15 protein-coding genes are annotated in these 19,109 nt (G+C 65.3%); 13 read left to right on the top strand and 2 right to left on the bottom strand.

Annotated elements, in window-relative coordinates:
* Positions 1-365 precede the first annotated feature (365 nt).
* On the top strand, positions 366-581 hold the full coding sequence (locus BRSPCE3_RS03715) for a hypothetical protein (protein WP_244064310.1): 216 nt from the start codon (positions 366-368) through the stop codon (positions 579-581).
* A 527-nt stretch (positions 582-1,108) separates the two neighbouring features.
* Here the strand turns inward: BRSPCE3_RS03715 and ilvD are convergent.
* Positions 1,109-2,953 carry a dihydroxy-acid dehydratase gene (gene ilvD / locus BRSPCE3_RS03710; protein ID WP_244064309.1) on the bottom strand — a complete coding sequence of 615 codons (1,845 nt, stop codon included), beginning with the start codon at positions 2,951-2,953 and terminating at the stop codon, positions 1,109-1,111.
* 226 nt (positions 2,954-3,179) lie between these two features.
* Between ilvD and BRSPCE3_RS03705 the strand changes: the two genes are divergently transcribed.
* Both BRSPCE3_RS03705 and BRSPCE3_RS03700 read left to right on the top strand, forming a co-directional pair.
* Positions 3,180-3,737 carry a carboxymuconolactone decarboxylase family protein gene (locus tag BRSPCE3_RS03705; RefSeq protein ID WP_244064308.1) on the top strand — a complete coding sequence of 186 codons (558 nt, stop codon included), beginning with the start codon at positions 3,180-3,182 and terminating at the stop codon, positions 3,735-3,737.
* Positions 3,738-3,741: 4 nt separating this feature from the next.
* Positions 3,742-4,593 carry an SDR family NAD(P)-dependent oxidoreductase gene (locus tag BRSPCE3_RS03700; RefSeq protein WP_244064307.1) on the top strand — a complete coding sequence of 284 codons (852 nt, stop codon included), beginning with the start codon at positions 3,742-3,744 and terminating at the stop codon, positions 4,591-4,593.
* 16 nt (positions 4,594-4,609) lie between these two features.
* Here BRSPCE3_RS03700 and BRSPCE3_RS03695 read toward each other — a convergent pair whose 3' ends face one another.
* A complete protein-coding gene (locus BRSPCE3_RS03695; RefSeq protein WP_244064306.1) occupies positions 4,610-5,605 on the bottom strand; it encodes a LysR family transcriptional regulator in 996 nt (331 codons plus the stop codon).
* Between the two features lie 184 nt (positions 5,606-5,789).
* On the opposite strand from BRSPCE3_RS03695, the gene BRSPCE3_RS03690 reads away from it, so the two are divergent.
* The 10 genes from BRSPCE3_RS03690 to BRSPCE3_RS03645 all read left to right on the top strand — a co-directional run bounded on the left by BRSPCE3_RS03690 (position 5,790) and on the right by BRSPCE3_RS03645 (position 19,020).
* Positions 5,790-6,722, top strand: a complete 933-nt coding sequence (locus BRSPCE3_RS03690; RefSeq protein ID WP_244064305.1) for an ABC transporter permease — start codon at positions 5,790-5,792, stop codon at positions 6,720-6,722.
* A 76-nt stretch (positions 6,723-6,798) separates the two neighbouring features.
* Positions 6,799-7,821: a sugar ABC transporter substrate-binding protein gene (locus tag BRSPCE3_RS03685; protein WP_244064304.1), complete on the top strand. Its 1,023-nt coding sequence runs from the start codon at positions 6,799-6,801 to the stop codon at positions 7,819-7,821.
* 106 nt (positions 7,822-7,927) lie between these two features.
* Positions 7,928-10,060 carry an SMP-30/gluconolactonase/LRE family protein gene (locus BRSPCE3_RS03680; protein WP_309296288.1) on the top strand — a complete coding sequence of 711 codons (2,133 nt, stop codon included), beginning with the start codon at positions 7,928-7,930 and terminating at the stop codon, positions 10,058-10,060.
* Positions 10,060-11,181: an SMP-30/gluconolactonase/LRE family protein gene (locus BRSPCE3_RS03675; RefSeq protein ID WP_244064302.1), complete on the top strand. Its 1,122-nt coding sequence runs from the start codon at positions 10,060-10,062 to the stop codon at positions 11,179-11,181. Before BRSPCE3_RS03680 ends, BRSPCE3_RS03675 begins: the two co-directional genes overlap by 1 nt.
* Positions 11,178-12,716, top strand: coding sequence for a sugar ABC transporter ATP-binding protein (locus tag BRSPCE3_RS03670; protein WP_244064301.1), 1,539 nt, complete (start codon positions 11,178-11,180; stop codon positions 12,714-12,716). The genes BRSPCE3_RS03675 and BRSPCE3_RS03670 overlap by 4 nt, the downstream gene beginning before the upstream one ends.
* Positions 12,717-13,126: 410 nt before the next feature.
* Positions 13,127-15,442: a bifunctional salicylyl-CoA 5-hydroxylase/oxidoreductase gene (locus BRSPCE3_RS03665; RefSeq protein WP_244064300.1), complete on the top strand. Its 2,316-nt coding sequence runs from the start codon at positions 13,127-13,129 to the stop codon at positions 15,440-15,442.
* Positions 15,439-16,218: an SDR family NAD(P)-dependent oxidoreductase gene (locus BRSPCE3_RS03660; protein WP_244064299.1), complete on the top strand. Its 780-nt coding sequence runs from the start codon at positions 15,439-15,441 to the stop codon at positions 16,216-16,218. Before BRSPCE3_RS03665 ends, BRSPCE3_RS03660 begins: the two co-directional genes overlap by 4 nt.
* Positions 16,219-16,229: 11 nt before the next feature.
* A complete protein-coding gene (locus tag BRSPCE3_RS03655) occupies positions 16,230-17,069 on the top strand; it encodes an enoyl-CoA hydratase family protein (RefSeq protein WP_244064298.1) in 840 nt (279 codons plus the stop codon).
* A 1-nt stretch (position 17,070) separates the two neighbouring features.
* Complete coding sequence (locus BRSPCE3_RS03650; protein WP_244064297.1) at positions 17,071-17,466, top strand: RidA family protein; 396 nt, start codon at positions 17,071-17,073, stop codon at positions 17,464-17,466.
* 312 nt (positions 17,467-17,778) lie between these two features.
* Positions 17,779-19,020, top strand: a complete 1,242-nt coding sequence (locus BRSPCE3_RS03645) for a flavin-dependent oxidoreductase (RefSeq protein WP_244064296.1) — start codon at positions 17,779-17,781, stop codon at positions 19,018-19,020.
* Positions 19,021-19,109: the final 89 nt, after the last annotated feature.

Genomic DNA, 19,109 nt, shown 5'->3' with positions numbered 1-19,109 from the left:
ACCTCACATGAAGCAATAAACCCACTGTCAAACTGCGGCCGGGCAACGCGTCCGTTGTTATTTTCCCTGAGATATCGACGGCTTAGCTCGATATCGCCATTTTCCCTGTGTGCCCGACATTCCGGGCGCGGAAGGAAGATGTGTCATGCGACAGGTCCAGTCATTGCTTCGCAACGCGCCGGCGAAAATCGGCCGCCGCATCGCACAGATCGTTGCGATCGCCGCCGCCAGCCTGCCGCAGGCCGGGGCGTAGTTTTCCACCGCTGCGAAGCGCCGCACCGGCGCGCGCCGAATTAACTCAACCCCATTTCGCATTAGTGCTAAAGCGGTACTCCCGGCTCTTCCGGTGCAGCAGGGAGGGTTCCATGTCACGTTTCGTCGTTCATTTCATGAAGGACGTGCTCGGCGGCAATGGCCGCGAGCGCGAGGTCTGCCAGGGCGCGCTCGAGATCGACGCCGTGAGTGAGGGCCAGGCCACCGAGATGGCCAAGGTCAAATTCTGCCAGGAACAATCGCTGTGCGACTGGTCTCTGCATGCCGACCGCATCCGGATCGAGGCGGCTGACCTGCAAATGAGCTGACGCTGGGTCGAGAGCAGCGGCATGCGCTCCCCTTCCGCTTGCGGGGAGGGCAATCGCATATGCGTCTTTGTCTTTGCCGAGCTTGCAGGCGGCTCTCTCCATTCGTCGTCCTGGCGAAAGCCAGGACCCATAACCACCGCACTTGATTGTGAAGGGGATCGCGGCCCCGGCATCGCGCAACAATGACCATTCGGGGGAATGGGTCCTGGCTTTCGTCAGGACGACGGCGAGGATGGTTCTCGTTTCAACCAGTCAAACGGCTTGCCCGGTGTCATCACCCGCATGCCCATGCGCGGGTGATCACACCTGTGAGCGGCGTGCGCACGATTTCGGAATAATGGAAAAATACCGCTGAGTTGCCCGACGTGTCAAGTTGCCCTGTCGAACGTCCGGCAGCCGGCTACTGTGCATGGGGTTGTTTTCGATATTTTGGCAGTGCGCCCCTGCGACGGCCTCCCCCGCAAGCGGGAGAGGTGCAGCTGGTCTGCCGCGAGACGGAGCCCGGACGCGGCCAGGATCGTCGTTTATCACTCCGGCAGGATGCGCACCGCACCCTTTGCCGCGCTGCTTGCGAACGCCGCATAGGCCTTCAGCGCGGTCGAGACGGCGCGCTTGCGCGGCGCCGCCGGCTTCCAGGCCGCGGTGCCCCTGGCATCCATCGCCGCACGGCGGCGCTTGAGCTCGGCATCGTCGACCTTGAGGTTGACTGTGCGGTTCGGGATGTCGAACTCGATGACATCGCCTTCCTCGACCAGACCGATCAGGCCGCCTTCGGCGGCTTCCGGCGAGACGTGGCCGATCGACAGGCCCGACGATCCGCCGGAGAAGCGGCCGTCGGTGATCAGCGCGCAGGCCTTGCCGAGGCCCTTCGACTTCAGATAGCTGGTCGGGTAGAGCATCTCCTGCATGCCCGGGCCGCCGCGCGGACCTTCATAGCGGATCAGCACGACATCGCCGGCCTTCACCTTGTTGGTGAGGATGGCGTCGACCGACGCGTCCTGGCTCTCGAAGATGCGGGCGGGACCGGAGAACTTCAGAATGCTCTGATCGACGCCGGCGGTCTTCACGATGCAGCCGTCCTCGGCAAGGTTGCCGAACAGCACGGCGAGGCCACCGTCCTTGGAATAGGCGTGCTCGGCGTTGCGGATGACGCCCTTTTCGCGGTCGAGATCGACCTCGTCGAAGCGGCGGTCCTGGCTGAAGGCCTCCTGGGTCGGCACGTTGCCCGGCGCGGCACAGTAGAAGTTGCGAACCTTGTCGCTGGTGGTGCGCACCACATCCCAGCGGTTCAATGCGTCGGTGAGCGTCTCAGCATGCACCATCGGTCCGTCGGTCGTGAGCAGCTTGGCGCGATCGAGCTCGCCCAGGATCGCCATGATGCCGCCGGCGTGATGTACATCCTCCATGTGGACGTCAGGCACGGAGGGCGCCACCTTGCATAGCACCGGCACCTTGCGCGACAGCCGGTCGATGTCGGCCATCGTGAACGGAACCTCGCCCTCGCGCGCGGCGGCGAGCAGATGCAGCACGGTGTTGGTCGAGCCGCCCATCGCGATGTCGAGCGTCATCGCGTTCTCGAACGACTTGAAGTTCGCGATGTTGCGCGGCAGCACCTTGACGTCGTCCTGCTCATAGTAGCGGCGGGCGAGATCGACGATCAGATGGCCGGCCTCGACGAACAGGCTCTTGCGGTCGGCGTGCGTCGCCAGCACCGAGCCGTTGCCGGGCAGCGCGAGGCCAAGCGCCTCGGTCAGGCAGTTCATCGAGTTCGCGGTGAACATGCCGGAGCAGGACCCGCAGGTCGGGCAGGCCGAGCGCTCGATCACCTCGACCTCTTCGTCGGAGACGTTGGAGTCGGCGGCCGCGACCATCGCGTCGATCAGGTCGACCGCGCGCTTCTTGCCCTTGAGCAAAATCTTGCCTGACTCCATCGGGCCGCCCGAGACGAACACGGTCGGGATGTTGAGGCGCAGCGTCGCCATCAGCATGCCGGGGGTGATCTTGTCGCAGTTGGAGATGCAGACCATCGCGTCGGCGCAATGCGCATTGACCATGTATTCGACGCTGTCGGCGATCAGCTCGCGCGAGGGCAGGCTGTACAGCATGCCGTCATGGCCCATCGCGATGCCGTCGTCGACCGCGATGGTGTTGAATTCCTTGGCGACGCCGCCGGCCTTCTCGATCTCGCGCGCGACCAGCTGGCCGAGATTCTGCAAATGGACGTGGCCGGGCACGAACTGGGTGAAGGAGTTGACCACCGCGATGATCGGCTTGCCGAAATCCTCGTTCTTCATGCCGGTGGCGCGCCAGAGGCCGCGAGCACCCGCCATGTTGCGGCCGTGGGTGGTGGTGCGGGAGCGATAGGCGGGCATCGTAAATCCTTCTCAAATCCTTGGGCTAAGGACATTTTTTAGGGGAGATTGGAGGTCCTTATGCCTGCCCGGGCACGCGGATTCAAGCGCGGAACCGCATGGCAGAACCCCGCAATCCGGGTCATCCCGGCCAGCCTGCTTGATCTCGGTCGGCGGGGTGCATTAGGTGGACGCGCCGGGAAGCCGGACCAAAGACAACGAACAAGAAACAAAGGGAGAGACACGCATGGCAAGGCTGCCCCTGATTGATCCGGAGACGACCAGCGGCGAGATCCGCGCCTCATTCGACCGCATGCCGGTCAAGCTCAACATCTTCCGCATGATGGCCCATGCCGAGGCCAACATGATCCCGGCGATGCGGCTCGCCAATTCGATCCTGCACAAGCAGAAGCTCTCCGCGGTCAACCGCGAGCTCTTGATCCTGCAGGCCGCGCAGCTCGAGGGCGGCGCCTATGAGTGGCGCCAGCATGTGCCGATCGCGCTCGGCGTCGGCGTCACGCAGGCGCAGATCGATGCCGTCGAGTGCGGCAAGTACGATGATGCCGCGCTCGACGCCGCCGAGCGCGCGCTGCTGGGCTTCGGCCGCGAGGTGGTCGAGAAGGTGCGCGTCAGTGACGCGGTCTTCGCTGCGATGCGCGGGCATTTCAGCGATCAGGAGATCGTCGAGGCGATCGTCGCGCTCGGCTTCTACATGATGATGGCGCGGCTGACCGAGGCGACCGAGACCGATCTCGATCCAGCCGCCGGCATGGCCGTGTTCGAAGGCGGCAAGAAGCGGGGTTGACGAGATGTCGGAGCCTTCGCAAGACCCCAAACCGGAGCGCTATGTCCGTCCGCTGAGCGCGGAATCCTCGGGCACGGCGCCAGGCAGGGGACGTCTCAACGGCCGCCGCATCCTGGTGGTCGGCGGCGGCCAGCGTGTGTTCGACGCCGCGACCGATCCGATCGGCAATGGCCGCGCCATGAGCCTGCTGTTCGCGCGCGAGGGCGCGCATGTCGCGGTCGCCGACCTCAACCCTGCCTCCGCGGAGGACACGGTTGCGCGCATCGCTGCCGACGGCGGCCGTGGTTTCGCGATCGCCGCCGACGTCACCAGGGAAGCCGACGTCATCAGGATGATTGATGAAGCTCATCACGCAATGGGTGGGCTCGACGGCATGGTGCTGAACATCGGCACCTTCGGCAAGACCGGGCTCGACAATGTCAGCGCGGAGGAATGGAACAGGATCTACGACGTCAATGTCCGCGGCCCGATGCTGTGCTGCCGCGCCGCGTTGCCGAAATTCGACGACGGCGGCTCGATCGTGTTCATCTCCTCGATCGCGGCGCTGAAGGCGGGATCGCAGATGGCGGTCTATGATTCCTCCAAGGCCGCGCTCGGCGGCTTGATGCGCAACATCGCGCACACCGGCGCGCGGCGCGGCATCCGCGCCAATCTGGTCTATCCCGGGCTGGTCGATACCCCGAACGGCCGCGAGGCCGGCGCCGGACGGCCGTCGCGCGGCAAGGGCCACGTTCCGTTCGGCCGCCAGGCGACGGCGTGGGAGATCGCCTATGCCGTGCTGTTCTTCATGTCGGATGAGAGCGTCTACGTCACCGCGCAGACGCTCGCGGTCGACAGCGGTCTGAGCGGCATGTGATCGGCGTGGAGCGCCGCTATTCCGCCGCGATGCTGGTCGGGATCGGGATTGTCACCTTGGGGCCGGTCTTTGCCGCCCGCCGGTTCTTCTTGCTGAAGCGGCTGCCCGCCAGCGACGCCGCGGCGGCGCGCAGCTGCTCGCGCAGCCATTGATTGGTGGTGTCGCCCTCGGCGGTGGCATGCCAGTAGAGGTAATTGACGTGCGGGCTGATCGGGAACGGGCAGGGGAAGCACTGCAACAGCCCGGGGTCCTCGAGAATGGAGGCCGCACTCTCCGACGCCGTCAGCAGCATGTTGCTGCGGCTCACGACGTGGCAGGCGGTCGCGAAATTCTGGCAGGTCAGGCGCACCGTGCGCGTCAGCCCGAGGCGCTGCAGCTGGAAATCCTCGAACGACACGCCGCTGCGCCGCGACGTCACGCAGACATGCTCCATGCGCAGGTAAGCCTTCTTGTCGAGCCGCGCGCCGAGCTCGGGATGGCCGCGGCGGGCGAACACCGCGATATGCTCGGTCAGGATCTGCTCGCGCCGCACCTCCGCCGAGAGCGGCAGCAGCGTATCGATGGCGACATCCAGCGTGCCGGCGGCAAGCTCGCGTTCGAGATTGTTGCGCTCGCTGCGCACGGTTGCGATCTCGACCAGCGGCGCCACCGCGCTGATGCGGTTGATCAGCGCGCTCAGCATCGGCGCCTCGAGATTGTTGCGCAGGCCGATCACGAACCGTTTCGGCGTCTTGGCAGGATCGAACCGGTTGGTGTGGGTCAGCGTCGTCTCGAGGCCGTTGAGCGCCTGGCGCACGGTGGTGATGATCTGGCGCGCCAGCGGCGTCGGCGTCATCACGTGATGGCGGCGCACGAACAGCGGATCGTTGAACATCGCGCGCAGCCGGCTCAGCGCATGGCTGACCGCGGGCTGGGTCAGATTGAGGCGGAAGCAGGCCCGGCTGACGCCGCCTTCCGTGTAAATCGCGTCGAACACGACGAACAGGTTCAGATCGATATCGCGTACATGCATGGAAATAATCAATCCGTATCCGTCGAATGCATTTGACGAATATGAGTTGGCACTCTTAAAGTCTCAAGCAAAATAATACCTGGAGGAAACGATGAGCGTGCAATCGCCATCGCGCGGCGTTGCTGTCCCTGCGGCATCATCTCGCTCGGGCGCAATGTTTGCAAAGCCGAGCCAGGAGCAGATCGTGCTCCTGATCACGATCGCGCTTTTGGTCGTATTCGGGCTGACCCTGAACGGCTTTGCCACCGTATCCAACCTCCTGAATCTGTTGCGCAGTATTTCCATCCTCGGCGTGCTCGGCCTCGGCATGGGGCTGATCGTGATCAGCCGCGGCATCGACCTCTCCGAGGTCGCGATCATGGCGGGTTCCTGGGCGATCGCGCTGATCTACATGCAGAACGGCATGCCCGTTTTCACGGCAGTGCTGCTGGCGCTGGCCATCGCGGTGCTGATCGGCGTAGTCAACGGCGTCATGGTCGCCTTCGTCGAGGCGCCGGCGCTGTTCGTGACGCTCGCCGCCGGCTTCGTGATCTATGGCCTTGCGTTCTGGATCGCGCCGGCCTGGGTGGTCTATGCGCCGAAGGACGCGCCGGGCCTGATGTATCTCGGCGCCGGACGGCTGTTCGGCGTCCCGGTTCCGATCCTGGTGTTCGCGGTCTGCGCGATCGCGATGCATCTGTTCCTGTCGCGCACCTCGATCGGCCGCTTCATCTATGCGCAGGGCGACAATCCGGAGGCCGCGCGGCTAACCGGCATTCCGCTGCGTCCGCTGATCGTGCTGGAGCACGTATTGGTTGCGCTGCTCGCCTGGATTGCAGGCCTGGTCTGGGTCGGCACCACCGGCAGCATGCAGATGGCGATCACCCAGGGCACCATGATCTTCGACGTCGTGCTGGTCGTCGTGATCGGCGGCATCAGCCTGATCGGCGGCCGCGGCAGCGTGTTCAGCGTCGTGGTCGGCTGCGTTCTGATCGGCACGCTGCTCAACGCCTTCACCATCATGGACGTCAACAGCGAGGTGCAGAACATCATCAAGGGCGTGGTGCTGCTGGCCGCCATCGTGCTCGACAACTGGCTGCATCCCCGCGACGAGGAGACCGCGCGGCAAGGGGACTGAAACAAGACGACTGAGCGCGCCGCGCCAATCAAAAAGAAATCCAATCAATCAAAAGAAATTTCTTGTGGAGGAGACGATGAAGACGACCAAGTTCTGGACGATCCTGCTCGCCGGCGTGACGCTCGCCGGGATGCCGTTCGCGGCATCGGCGCAGGAGGAAGGCACCAAGGCCGGGCGCGAGCTGCGCGCCGCCTACGACAAGTCACTGCAGGGCAAGACCATCGCCTACCTGCCGATCGCGCTCGGCGTGCCGCTGTCCGACGAATGGGGCCGCGTGGTGCAGGAAGAGGCCGAGTGGCGCGGCATGAAATATGTCGTGCGCGATCCCAATAACAATCCGTCCGCCATGCAGCAGGCGCTGACCGCGCTGGTCGACCAGAAGCCCGACGTCCTGATCGTGCAGAATCCGAGCGTGACCCTGCTGATGAAGGACCTCAAGCGCGCTGAGAGCCAGGGCACGCATGTGATCCAGGTCAACATGGCCTCGAACTACAAGTCGGGCGCCTTTGTCGGCGTGGACTGGCGCGAGATCGGCAGGATGCTCGCCAACGAGACCGTCAAGGCTTGCGGCACCGGCTCCGGCAAGTCCGGCAAGGTGCAGATCGTGCAGGGCGAACTGACCGCGGCCGCCAGCGTCGACCAGGTCGGCGCCATCATGGATGTGCTGAACAAGGATCCGAATATCAAGGTGGTGTCGAACCAGGCGGCGAACTGGGACGCCAACACCGCGCTCAATATCACCGCGACCGTGATCCAGCAGCATCCCGACCTCTGCGCCTCGATCGGATTCTGGGGCATCATGGAGTCGGGCGCCGCACAGGCGATCCGCAATGCCGGCAAGATCGACGACGTGAAGGTGTTCGCCTCGGGCGAGGGCTCGCAACTCGATTGCGACCAGGTCACCTCCGGCAACTTCGACAAATTCCTGAGCTACAAGGCGACCGAGCAGGGTCACGACCTGATGTTCGCGGCAGAGACGCTGCTGATGTCCGGCGACAAGCCCGGGGCGAAAAACCTGTCTTATTACACGCGACCGATCTGGCTCGATAAGTCGAACGCCTCCGGCGCCAACTGTTTCGCGCTACCGAAGAAGAACTAACAAGGCGCGGGGCAGCCGGCGCGGGGGGCATTCCCGCGCCGGCTGTATCAAGGATCAGAATCCGGAACTCTGAAAACCGGATCGAGGGAGTGCTTTGGCGATGTCGATGGCTGTCGATTCCTTTGCTGCATCGGTGCGGCGGTTCTCACCCCGGCTGCTGCTCTCGGAGCTGTTGCTGAAACAGTGGTTCGAGCCGGTCGTGCCCTTCACCGTGATGATCGGGCTGTGGGCCTATTTCGCGCTCACCATTCCCGACTATGCCTCGGTGCAGAACTCGGTGTCGCTGCTGCGGCTGTTCGCCGAATTCGGCTTCGTCGCGCTGGCGATGGGCTTCTGCCTCGTCACCGGCGGCATCGACCTGTCGGTCGGCGCGATCTTTGCGCTGTGCAACTTCGCCGCGCTGTATTTCCTGCTGGTGCGCGAATGGCCGGTCGGCCTTGCCGTGCCGGCGACGCTGCTGGTCGGGGCGCTGCTCGGCAGCATCAACGGCTTTCTGATCGGCTTCCTGAAGACGCGGCCGTTCCTGACTACGCTGGTGACGCTGATCATCCTGCGCGCCTCGGTCAATCTGCTCAACACCAGCTACGCGCAGGTGTTCGCCACCAATTCGGTCGAGAGCGACGCCTGGGATTTCATCGGCGGCGGCAGCGTGCTCGGGATCCCCGTCAATGCCGCGACGCTGTTCGTGGTGCTTTTGATCTGCCACATCTTCCTGTCGCGCTCGCGCTATGGCTGGCACCTCACCGCGATCGGCGCCAGCCGCAAGGCGGCGCGCCATGCCGGCATCCGCGTCCGCTTGATGCTGTTCATGACCTATGTGCTGTCGGGCACGCTGTGCGCGGCGAGCGGCATCTTCTATGCGGCACGTCAGGCCTCCACGGATTCCACCACCGGCGTGGGTTGGGAATTCCAGGCGCTGACCGCGGTGGTGCTCGGCGGTGTGTCGCTGGCCGGCGGCAAGGGCACGGTGTGGCGGGCGATGATCGGCGCGCTGATCATCTTCCTCCTGATCAACGGTCTCGTGCGGATGGGCATCCCGGGCTACGTCACCTCGGCGGTGACGGGCATGATCCTGCTCGCCGCCGTCGGCATCGACGTCAAATGGTCGAAGAACCGCGGCAAGGCGATCCAGAAGATCTACGTCAATCCGGCCTTCGTGCCGCTCGCCTCGGCGCCGGCGGTGCAGCCCGGCGCGGCCTCGCCCTACGCGCAGAACGACCGGCTGATCAAGGCGCAGGCGATCGGCGTTGACCAGGTCGAGGGCCCCGAGGACGTCATCCTCGATCGCCAGGGCCGGCTCTACGGCTCGACCCGCGACGGCAATGTGATCCGTTTCTCCGGACCTGACTTCAAAACCCGGGAGGTGTTCGCCCATATCGGTGGCCGGCCGCTCGGCATGCAGTTCGATCGCGACGAGAACCTGATCGTCGCGGTCGCCGGCATGGGCGTCTACGGCGTCGCGCCCGATGGCCGCATCTTCAAGGTCACCGACGAGACCAACCGTACCTGGTACAAGCTGAACGACGACAGCCGCCTGCGCATGGCCGACGACCTCGACATCGCGCCGGACGGCAAGATCTATTTCAGCGACTGCACCACGCGCTACGAGATGACCACCAACACCCTCGACATCCTCGAGGGCCGGCCGAACGGCCGCGTGGTCTGCTACGACCCGGCGACCAAGACCACGCGGACGGTGATCAACCACTTCTATTTCCCGAACGGGATCTGTGTCTCACATGACGGCAAGTCGATCCTGATTGCGTCGACCTCGCTGTGCAAGGTGTTCCGGCACTGGATCGACGGGCCGAGCAAGGGCAAGACCGAAGTGCTGATGGACGAGTTGCCGGGCAATCCCGACAACATCAACCGCGCCTCCGACGGCACCTACTGGCTGGCGCTGGTCGGCATCCGCACGCCGACCTTCGACCTTGCCGCGCGAAAACCCGGTTTCCGGCTACGCATGGTCAAGCAGGTGCCGACCGACGAGTGGCTGGCGCCGGCGCTCAACCATGGCTGCGTGCTGAAGTTCAACGAGAACGGCGAGGCGCTGGAATCCTGGTGGGACCCGACCGGCATCTCGCATTCGACCCTGACCTCGATGCGCGAGCACCAGGGCTATCTCTATCTCGGCGGGCTCGAGAACAACCGGATCGGGCGCATCAAGCTCGACGGCGTCGACGACAGCTGGACCGGCTACGACGCGTACTGGGGCTCCAAGAGCAGGGTGACGACGTAATGGGCTTCTTCGATCATCTGCTGCGCGACATCCGCAGCGTCATCGACCGCGACGGCGGCCAGAACGCGATCCCGCCGCTCGACGGCGCGCTGAGCCCGAACGACCGGCTCGATACAGCCGTGCCGATCGGCGAGCCGCTTCCCGGCGTCGACGATGTCATCGCCGCCGGCGACGGCGCGGTGTTCGTTTCCGCCGGCCGCCAGGTGCTGAGGCTCAGCGCTGCGGATTTCTCGACCCGCACGGTCGTCGCCGAGTTCGAGGACGATGCCGGCGGGCTCGCATTGCATCCGGACGGCCGCCTTCTGGTCTGCGTCGCGGGCCGGGGGCTTGCCGCGATCGATCCCGCAAAGCCCGCGCCGCGCTGGCTGGAGTCCGCCGGCGGCAGCGCGCTCACCGGGCTATTGTCGGTCACGGCGGCGCCCGATGGCCGCATCTATGCCGTGGAAGGCAGCGCCGGCCGCCGGCCGGGCGAGTGGCGGCACGATTTGATGGAGAAGCGCGCCTCCGGCCGCTTGATCGGCTGCGGTGGCGGCCTCGACAATCCGCAGGTGCTGTTGCGCGATCTGCCATATCCTTATGGCGTGATGGTTTCTGCTGACGGCAACAGCCTGTGGCTCACCGAAAGCTGGGCGCATCGCCTCAGCCGGTTTGCGCTCACCGGCAATGAGCTTGGTCCGCGCGAGACCATCGCCGCCAACATGGCGGGCTATCCGGCGCGGCTGCATCCGGACGGCCATGGCGGGCTGCTGCTCGCCATGTTCGCGCGCCGCACGCATCTGATCGAGTTCGTGCTCAAGGAAGACGACTTCCGCGAGGAGATGATGGCGACGATGCCGCCCGATTACTGGGTGGCGCCGGCGCTCACCGGCGGCAGCGATTGCCTGGAGCCGATGCAGATCGGCAGCGTCAAGGCACTCGGCATCCAGAAGCCATGGGCGCCGCCGCGCTCCTATGGCCTGCTGGTGCATCTCGATGCCGAGGGTGAGGCCAGCGACAGCCTGCACAGCCGCGCCGGCGGCCGCTTTCACGGCATCACCGCCGCCTGCGCTGTGCCATCGGGCATCGTGATCGCGGCGCGTGGCGCCGGACGGCTGCTGCGCTACACGGGAGAGCTGCGATGAACGACGGCGTGACGCAGGCAGCGGCCGCAACCCAGACCGCAAGCCGCGAACCGGTGCTGCGGATCAGCAACGGCTCGAAGATCTATGGCGGCGTCCACGCCATCGAGGGGGTCAATTTCGATCTCTATCCCGGTGAGGTGCATGCGCTGGTCGGCGAGAACGGCGCCGGCAAGTCGACGCTGTGCAAGGCGATCGCGGGTGCGATCAATCTCACCTCCGGCGACTATCTGCTCGACGGCAAGCCCGCCAATTTCGAGCAGCCGCGCGATGCGCTCGATGCCGGGATCTGCATGGTCTATCAGGAGACCAGCCTGGTGCCGACCATGACCGCGGCGCAGAACATCGAGCTCGGCAACGAGAAGCTCTTGACGCGGTTCCGCACCCTGAACATCCAGGCGCAGCAGCTGCTGCAGTCGCTGAACTTCCACGTCGATCCGGCTACGCCGGTGGCGCTGCTCGGCACCGCCAAGAAGCAAATGGTGGAGATCGCGCGCGCGATCTACAACAAGGCGCGCATCATCATCTTCGACGAGCCGACCGCGTCGCTGACGCCGGAGGAGATCGTCCACTTCTTCCATCTGGTGCGCGATTTGCGCGCCCGCGGCGTCTCGATCATCTACATCTCGCATGCGCTGGAGGAATCGCTGCAGATTGCCGACCGCATCACCGTGCTGCGCGACGGCAAGCTGGTGATCACGGCGCCCGCCAAGCAGCTCACGCGCGATGCGCTGGTGCAGCACATGGTCGGGCGCGAGGTGGCGCAGGCGGTCTATGGCGGCAAAGCGAAAACCCATCAGCGCCGCGAGAAGGTGCTGACGGTCGAAAACGTCACCATGGGCATGCAGGTCAAGAACATGTCGTTCTCGGTCTATGCCGGCGAGGTGGTCGGCATCGCCGGCCTGATCGGCTCCGGCCGCACCGAGATTGCCAAGATCGTCTACGGCGCGCTGAAGCGAAACCTGGTCAACGGCGGCACCATCCGGCTGCGCGGCAAGCCGATCCGCTATCGCGTGCCGCGGCAGGCGATCAATGACGGCATCGCCTACATCACCGAGGACCGCAAGGCCAACGGCTTCTTCGAGACCATGGTGGTCGACGACAACGTCTATATCGGCAGCCTCGCCACGCGGAAGGGCTGGAGCTTGCTGCTGTCGCGCGCGAAGCGCAGCAAGCTCGCCAGTTACTGGGTCGACCGGCTCAAGATCAGCGCCCTGCAACGCAAGGCGCGGATCGTCGAGCTGTCCGGCGGCAACCAGCAGAAGGTGGTGCTGGCCAAGACCCTGGTGCAGGAGCCGTCGATCATCTTCTTCGACGAGCCGACCCGCGGTGTCGACGTCGGCACCATCCCGCATATCCATGGCGAGATCCGCCGTCTCGCCGACGAGGGCAAGGCGGTGGTGGTGATCTCATCCTATCTGCCGGAGATCCTCGCCGTCTCCGATCGCATACTGGTCGCCCGCACCGGCCGCATCGTCGCCGAGTTCGATGCGGCGGATGCCACCCAGGACAAGATCCTGTACGCCGCGGTGCATTGAGGTCGCGCGGCGCGACGTCTTTCGCTGTCATTCCGGGGCTCGCGAAGCGAGAGCCCGGAATCCATTCTGCCGGCATGATGCGGCTTGATGGATTCCGGGCTCGACGCTCCGCGTCACCCCGGAATGACGAGTTGATGGGAGCGTGCCAGCCGCCTCACATTCGGTGTCGTCCCTGCGAAAGCAGGGACCCATAGCCACCAACTGCTGTTGGGTTACAGCGCTGGGGCCGCAGCTTATTTCAACAATAGGGGTCTGGGGTTATGGGGTCCCTGCTTTCGCAGGGACGACAGCTGTGGGCGCGGTCCCATTCGGCTCTTGCAATTATTTTAAGTATAAAATATTATCTCCTCATCGGCATCGATGGGAACACCGCTCCGTATCCAGCTCGCCGAAGCCAACGGGAGAACGCCATGCGCATCGTTTGCATTGGAGGCGGGCCGGCCGGGCTTTATTTCGGCATCCTGATGAAGATGCTGGATCCCGCGCACGTGATCTCCGTGGTCGAACGCAACCGGCCCTACGACACCTTCGGATTCGGCGTGGTGTTCTCGGATGCGACCATGGACAACATGCGCAAATGGGATCCGGTCACCGCAGACACGATCGAGCAGGCGTTCAACCACTGGGACGACATCGAGGTCCTGATCAAGGGCCGCCGCATGCGCACCACCGGCCACGGCTTCGTCGGCATCGGCCGCAAGCGGCTGCTCAATATCCTGCAGGCCCGGGCCGAGGAGCTCGGCGTCGAATTGATCTTCGAGCGCGAGGTGAATTCCGACCTGGAGTTTCCCGACGCCGACCTGATCGTGGCGTGCGACGGCGTCAACTCGAAGATCCGCGCCAAGTATGCCGAGGCCTTCCAGCCCGACATGCTGATGCGGCCGAACCGTTATATCTGGCTCGGCACCAACAGGCCGTTCGACGCTTTCACCTTCGACTTCCGGAAGACCGAGCACGGCTGGTTCCAGGCGCACATCTACAAGTTCGAGGAGGGCGCGGCGACCTTCATCGTCGAGACCACCGAGGAGGCGTATCTCGCCCACGGCCTCGACAAAATGGAGCAGGACGACTCCATCGCGTTCTGCGAGAATGTGTTCGCCGAGATCCTCGAAGGGCATCATCTGGTCTCCAACGCGCGGCATCTGCGCGGCTCGGCCTGGCTGTCGTTCCCACGGCTGATCTGCGGCAAGTGGACCGCGTTCAACGGTAACAGCCATGTCGTGCTGATGGGCGATGCCGCCCACACCGCGCATTTCGCGATCGGCTCGGGCACCAAGCTCGCGCTGGAAGACGCGATCGAGCTGACCAACCAGTTCAAGATCCACGGCGCGACCAGGGACAGCATTCCCGCCGTGCTGAAGGCTTACGAGGATCTGCGGCGGGTCGATGTGGCGCGGATCCAGAACGCCGCGCGCAACGCGATGGAATGGTTCGAGGTGGTCGGCTCGCGCTATGCCGACACGCTGGAGCCGGAGCAGTTCATGTATTCGCTGCTGACCCGCTCGCAGCGCATCAGCCACGAGAACTTGAGGCTGCGCGACAAGACCTGGCTCGAAGGCTATGAGCGCTGGTTCGCGGAGCGCAATGGCGTGCCCGCCACCAACGACCGGGTCACGCCGCCCATGCTGACGCCGTTCCACATCCGCGGCCTGTCGCTGCACAACCGGATCATCGTCTCGCCGATGGCGATGTATTCGGCGGAGGAGGGCGTTCCGAACGATTTCCATCTGGTGCATTTCGGCTCCCGCGCGCTCGGCGGCGCCGGTCTGCTGTTCACCGAGATGACTTGCGTCTCGCCGGAGGCGCGTATCACGCCGGGCTGCTGCGGCTTGTGGAACGACGCGCAGGCGGTGGCCTACAAGCGCATCGTCGACTTCGTGCACCAGAATTCGCAAGCCAGGATCGGCATCCAGCTCGGCCATGCCGGCCGCAAGGGCTCGACGCGCGTCGCCTGGGAAGGCATGGACGCACCGCTGCCCGAACAGAACTGGCCGCTGGTGTCGGCCTCGGCGGTGCCCTATCTGTCTGACGGCCAGATTCCGGAGCCGATGAGCCGCGCCGAGATGGATGAGGTGCGCGAGCAGTTCGTTGCCGCGGCCAGGCGCGCCGTCGGTGCCGGCTTCGATATTCTGGAGCTGCACTGCGCCCACGGCTATCTCCTGTCGAGCTTCCTCTCGCCGCTGACCAACCACCGCACCGACGACTACGGCGGATCGATCGAGAACCGCGCGCGTTATCCGCTAGAGGTGTTCCGCGCCATCCGCGCGGTGTGGCCGGAGGACAAGCCGATGTCGGTGCGCCTGTCCTGTCACGACTGGGCCGAGGGCGGCAACACGCCCGAGGACGCGCTCGCCTTCGCAAAGCTGTTCAAGGCAGCCGGCGCCGATTTGATCGATTGCTCCTCGGGCCAGGTCTGGGCCGACGATCACCCGATCTATGGCCGCCTGTATCAGACGCCCTTCGCCGACAAGATCCGCAATGAGGTCGGCATCGCCACCATTGCGGTCGGCGCGATCTCGGAGGCGGATCACGCCAACTCGATCATCGCCGCCGGCCGCGCCGATCTCTGCGCCATCGCGCGGCCGCATCTGGCCGATCCGGCCTGGACACTGCATGAGGCCGCCAAGATCGGCGTCAAGCAGATCGCCTGGCCGAAGCAGTATCTGTCGGGCAAGCCGCAATACGAAGCCAATCTCGAACGCGCCGCCGCCGGAGTGAAGGCATGACACGGTTCTGGCCCAACGCCCACGCATTGGTGACCGGTGCCGGTTCCGGCATCGGCGCCGCAACCGCGATCGCACTGGCGAAGGCCGGCGTGCGCGTCAGCATCGCCGGGCGCCGGATCGACGCGCTGAAGGCGACTGCGGCGTCGCTCGGCAAACAGGCGGGGACCGTTGTGTCGATCGACGTGACCGATGAGGCCGCGGTGACCAAAGGCGTTGCGCAGATCGAGGCAGAAGCAGGCCCGATCGACATCCTCGTCAACAATGCCGGCAAGGCCGGAAGCGCGCCGTTCGACAAGACGAATGCGGCGCTGTGGTCCGACATGCTGGCGAGCAATCTCTCCAGCGTGTTCCTGGTCACGCACGCCGTGTTGCCGGGCATGGCGCAGCGCAGCCGTGGCCGGGTGATCAACGTCGCCTCGACCGCCGGCCTCACCGGTTACGCCTATGTCTCGGCCTATGTCGCGGCCAAGCACGGCGTCATCGGCCTGACGCGCTCGCTGGCGCTGGAATATGCGCGGCGCGGCGTCACCGTGAATGCGGTCTGTCCGGGCTATACCGACACGCCGCTGGTGGCCGATGCCGCCGCCAATATCGTCGCCAAGACCGGACGCAGCGAGCAGGAGGCGCGCGCCACGCTTGCCAAGGTCAATCCGATGCAGCGGCTGGTGACGCCGGAGGAGGTCGCCGACAGCATCCTCTGGCTGGCCTCCGAAGGCGCATCGTCAATCAACGGACAAGCCGTCGCGATCGCCGGCGGTGAGGTCTTTACCGGGTGAAGGAAGAAATCATGTCCGAGATGAAAGCCAAGCTCCGTCCGTTCAGGGATTATCCCGCCAAGCACTTCCGCTGGCAGACCGATGCGAGCGGCCGCGTCGCCACCATCACGCTGAACCGGCCGGACAAGAAGAACCCGCTGACCTTCGAGTCCTACGAGGAGCTGCGCGATCTCTTCACCAACCTCAAATACGCCTCCGATGTCCGCGCCATCGTGCTGACCGGTGCCGAGGGCAATTTCTGCTCCGGTGGCGACGTGTTCGAGATCATCGAGCCCTTGACGCGGATGGCGATGCCGGACCTGCTCGCCTTCACCCGGATGACCGGCGAGGTGGTGCGCGCGATGCGCAAATGCCCGCAGATCATCGTCGCTGCGATTGACGGCATCTGCGCCGGGGCCGGTGCGATGCTGGCGCTGGCCTCCGATTTGCGACTGGCGACGCCGCAGGCCAAGACCGCGTTCCTGTTCACCCGCGTCGGCCTCGCCGGCGCTGACATGGGTGCGTGCGGATTGCTGCCGCGCGTGATCGGGCAGGGCCACGCCGCCGATCTGCTCTACACCGGACGGGCGATGAGTGCCGACGAAGGCTTTGCGTGGGGCTTCCACAACCGCCTGGTGCCGCCGGCGGAGCTCGCCGCTGCCGCGCATGACATGGCGCGCTCGCTTGCGGACGGACCATGGTTCGCGCATGGCGTGACCAAGACGATGTTCAACCAGGAATGGGCGATGGGCGTCGACGAGATGATCGAATCCGAAGCGCAGGCGCAGGCGATCTGCATGGTGACCGGCGATTTCCGCCGCGCCTTCGAGGCCTTCGCCGCCAAGCAGAAACCCGCCTTCGAGGGCAATTGAGATGATCGAGATCCTGCAACCGGATGGATGGGCGAAGCCGATCGGCTACGCCAACGGCATGGCCGCGCGCGGCAAACAGCTCTTCATCGCCGGCCAGATCGGCTGGAACGGGCAATGCGTGTTCGAGACCGACGATCTCGTGGCGCAGATCGGCCAGACCCTGCGCAACATCGTCGCGGTTGCCGCCGCCGGCGGGGCCGGGCCCGAGCACATCGTGTCGATGACCTGGTACCTGCTCGACCGCAAGGAATATTCCGCGCGGCTGAAGGAGATCGGCGTCGTCTACCGCGACGTCATCGGCCGGCGCTTTCCGGCGATGACTGCGATCCAGGTTGCGGGCCTGATCGAGGATCGCGCCAAGGTGGAAATCCAGGCCTTCGCGGTGGTGCCGGATTGATCGGGAATGAGCCGTTGCCAATCCCGTCATCTTGAGGTGCGAGCGCAACGAGCCTCGAAGGATGCACGGCCCGGCTGGTGGCCGTCGACCCTTCGAGACGCGCGTTCCGCGCTCCTCCAGCGACAAAGGCGGAGCCTTTGCGCGGGGGTGACGGGGCTAGATTGGGGTACGCTGAAGCAATGTTAAGCCTAAGCCAAAGCAGCGGGGCCCGACCGGAGTTTGACGCGACAAACCCGCTTGCGGCCGGACAACCGGGCATGCGACCCTAGGCGAAAGCGTAAAAACGTCCTGTTGTGAGTGGAGTAAGGGACGATGAAGGCGATTATCGTCGGAGGCGGCATCGGAGGCCTCACCACCGCGCTGATGCTGCGCTCGCGCGGCATCAGTTGCGAGCTGTACGAGCAATCGGAGACGATCCGCGAGCTCGGCGTCGGCATCAACACATTGCCGCATGCGATCCGCGAACTGGCGGGGCTTGGCTTGCTCGACAAGCTCGACGAGGTCGCGATCCGTACCCATGAGCTGTTCTATCTGACGCGGCATGGCCAGCAGGTCTGGCACGAGAAGCGCGGGCTCGATGCCGGCCACGACGTGCCGCAATTCTCCGTTCATCGCGGCCGCCTGCAAAGCGTGATCCATCAGGCCGTGATCGAGCGTCTCGGTGCGGATGCGATCCGCACCGGCTGCCGGCTCGGCTCCTTCACGCAGGACGAGGGCGGCGTGTCGGCCTATTTCTTCGATCGCAGCGGGGCCCATGTGCACACCGCGCGCGGCGACATCCTGATCGGCGCCGACGGCATCCACTCCAAAGTACGCGAGGCGCTGTTTCCGGATGAGGGCGGCCCGTGCTGGAACGGATTGATGCTGTGGCGCGGCGCGACCGATTGGCCGGCTTTCCTGACCGGACGTTCGATGATCATCGCCGGCGGGCTGAACGCCAAGGCCGTGATCTATCCGATCGCGCCAGGCTCGAGCCCGGCGAGCCGCCTCACCAATTGGGCCGTGCTGGTGCGGATCGGCGACGGCACCTCACCACCGCCGCGCCGCGAGGGCTGGTCCAATCTCGGCCGGCGCGACGAGATGATGCCCTACGTCACTGGTTTCACGATCCCGCAGGTCGACTTCGCCGGCCTGATCAACGCGACGCCGGAATTTTGGGAGTATCCGTGCTGCGACCGCGATCCGCTGCCGCATTGGTCGAGCGGCCGCGTCACATTGCTCGGCGATGCCGCGCATCCGATGTATCCGGTCGGCTCGAACGGCGCATCGCAAGCCATTCTCGATGCGCGCTGCCTTGCCGACATGCTGGCGCGAGCCGAGCATCCGCGTCAGGCGCTGGCGGCCTACGAGCGGCAGCGGCTGCCGATGACCGCCGACATCGTCGCCTCCAACCGCCGCGGCGGACCGGAAGGCGTGATCGACGCCGTCGAGCAACTCGCGCCGCAGGGCTTTACCGACGTCGACACCATCCTCAATTACGAAGCGCGCGAGGCGATCGTGCGCGGCTATGCCGCGAAGGCCGGCTTCGCCGCGCGCGTGGTGGCGCGGCAGTAGCGGGCAACGTCCGATCCGTCGACCCGTCACCCCCGCGCAAAGGCTTCGCCTTTGTCGCTGGAGGAGCGCGCATTTGCGCGCGTCTCGAA

This window comes from Bradyrhizobium sp. Ce-3, assembly GCF_022835695.1.
Taxonomy (GTDB): domain Bacteria; phylum Pseudomonadota; class Alphaproteobacteria; order Rhizobiales; family Xanthobacteraceae; genus Bradyrhizobium.
Note: the sequence above shows the minus strand (reverse complement) of the source record. Positions and strands in the feature narration are given on the sequence as shown.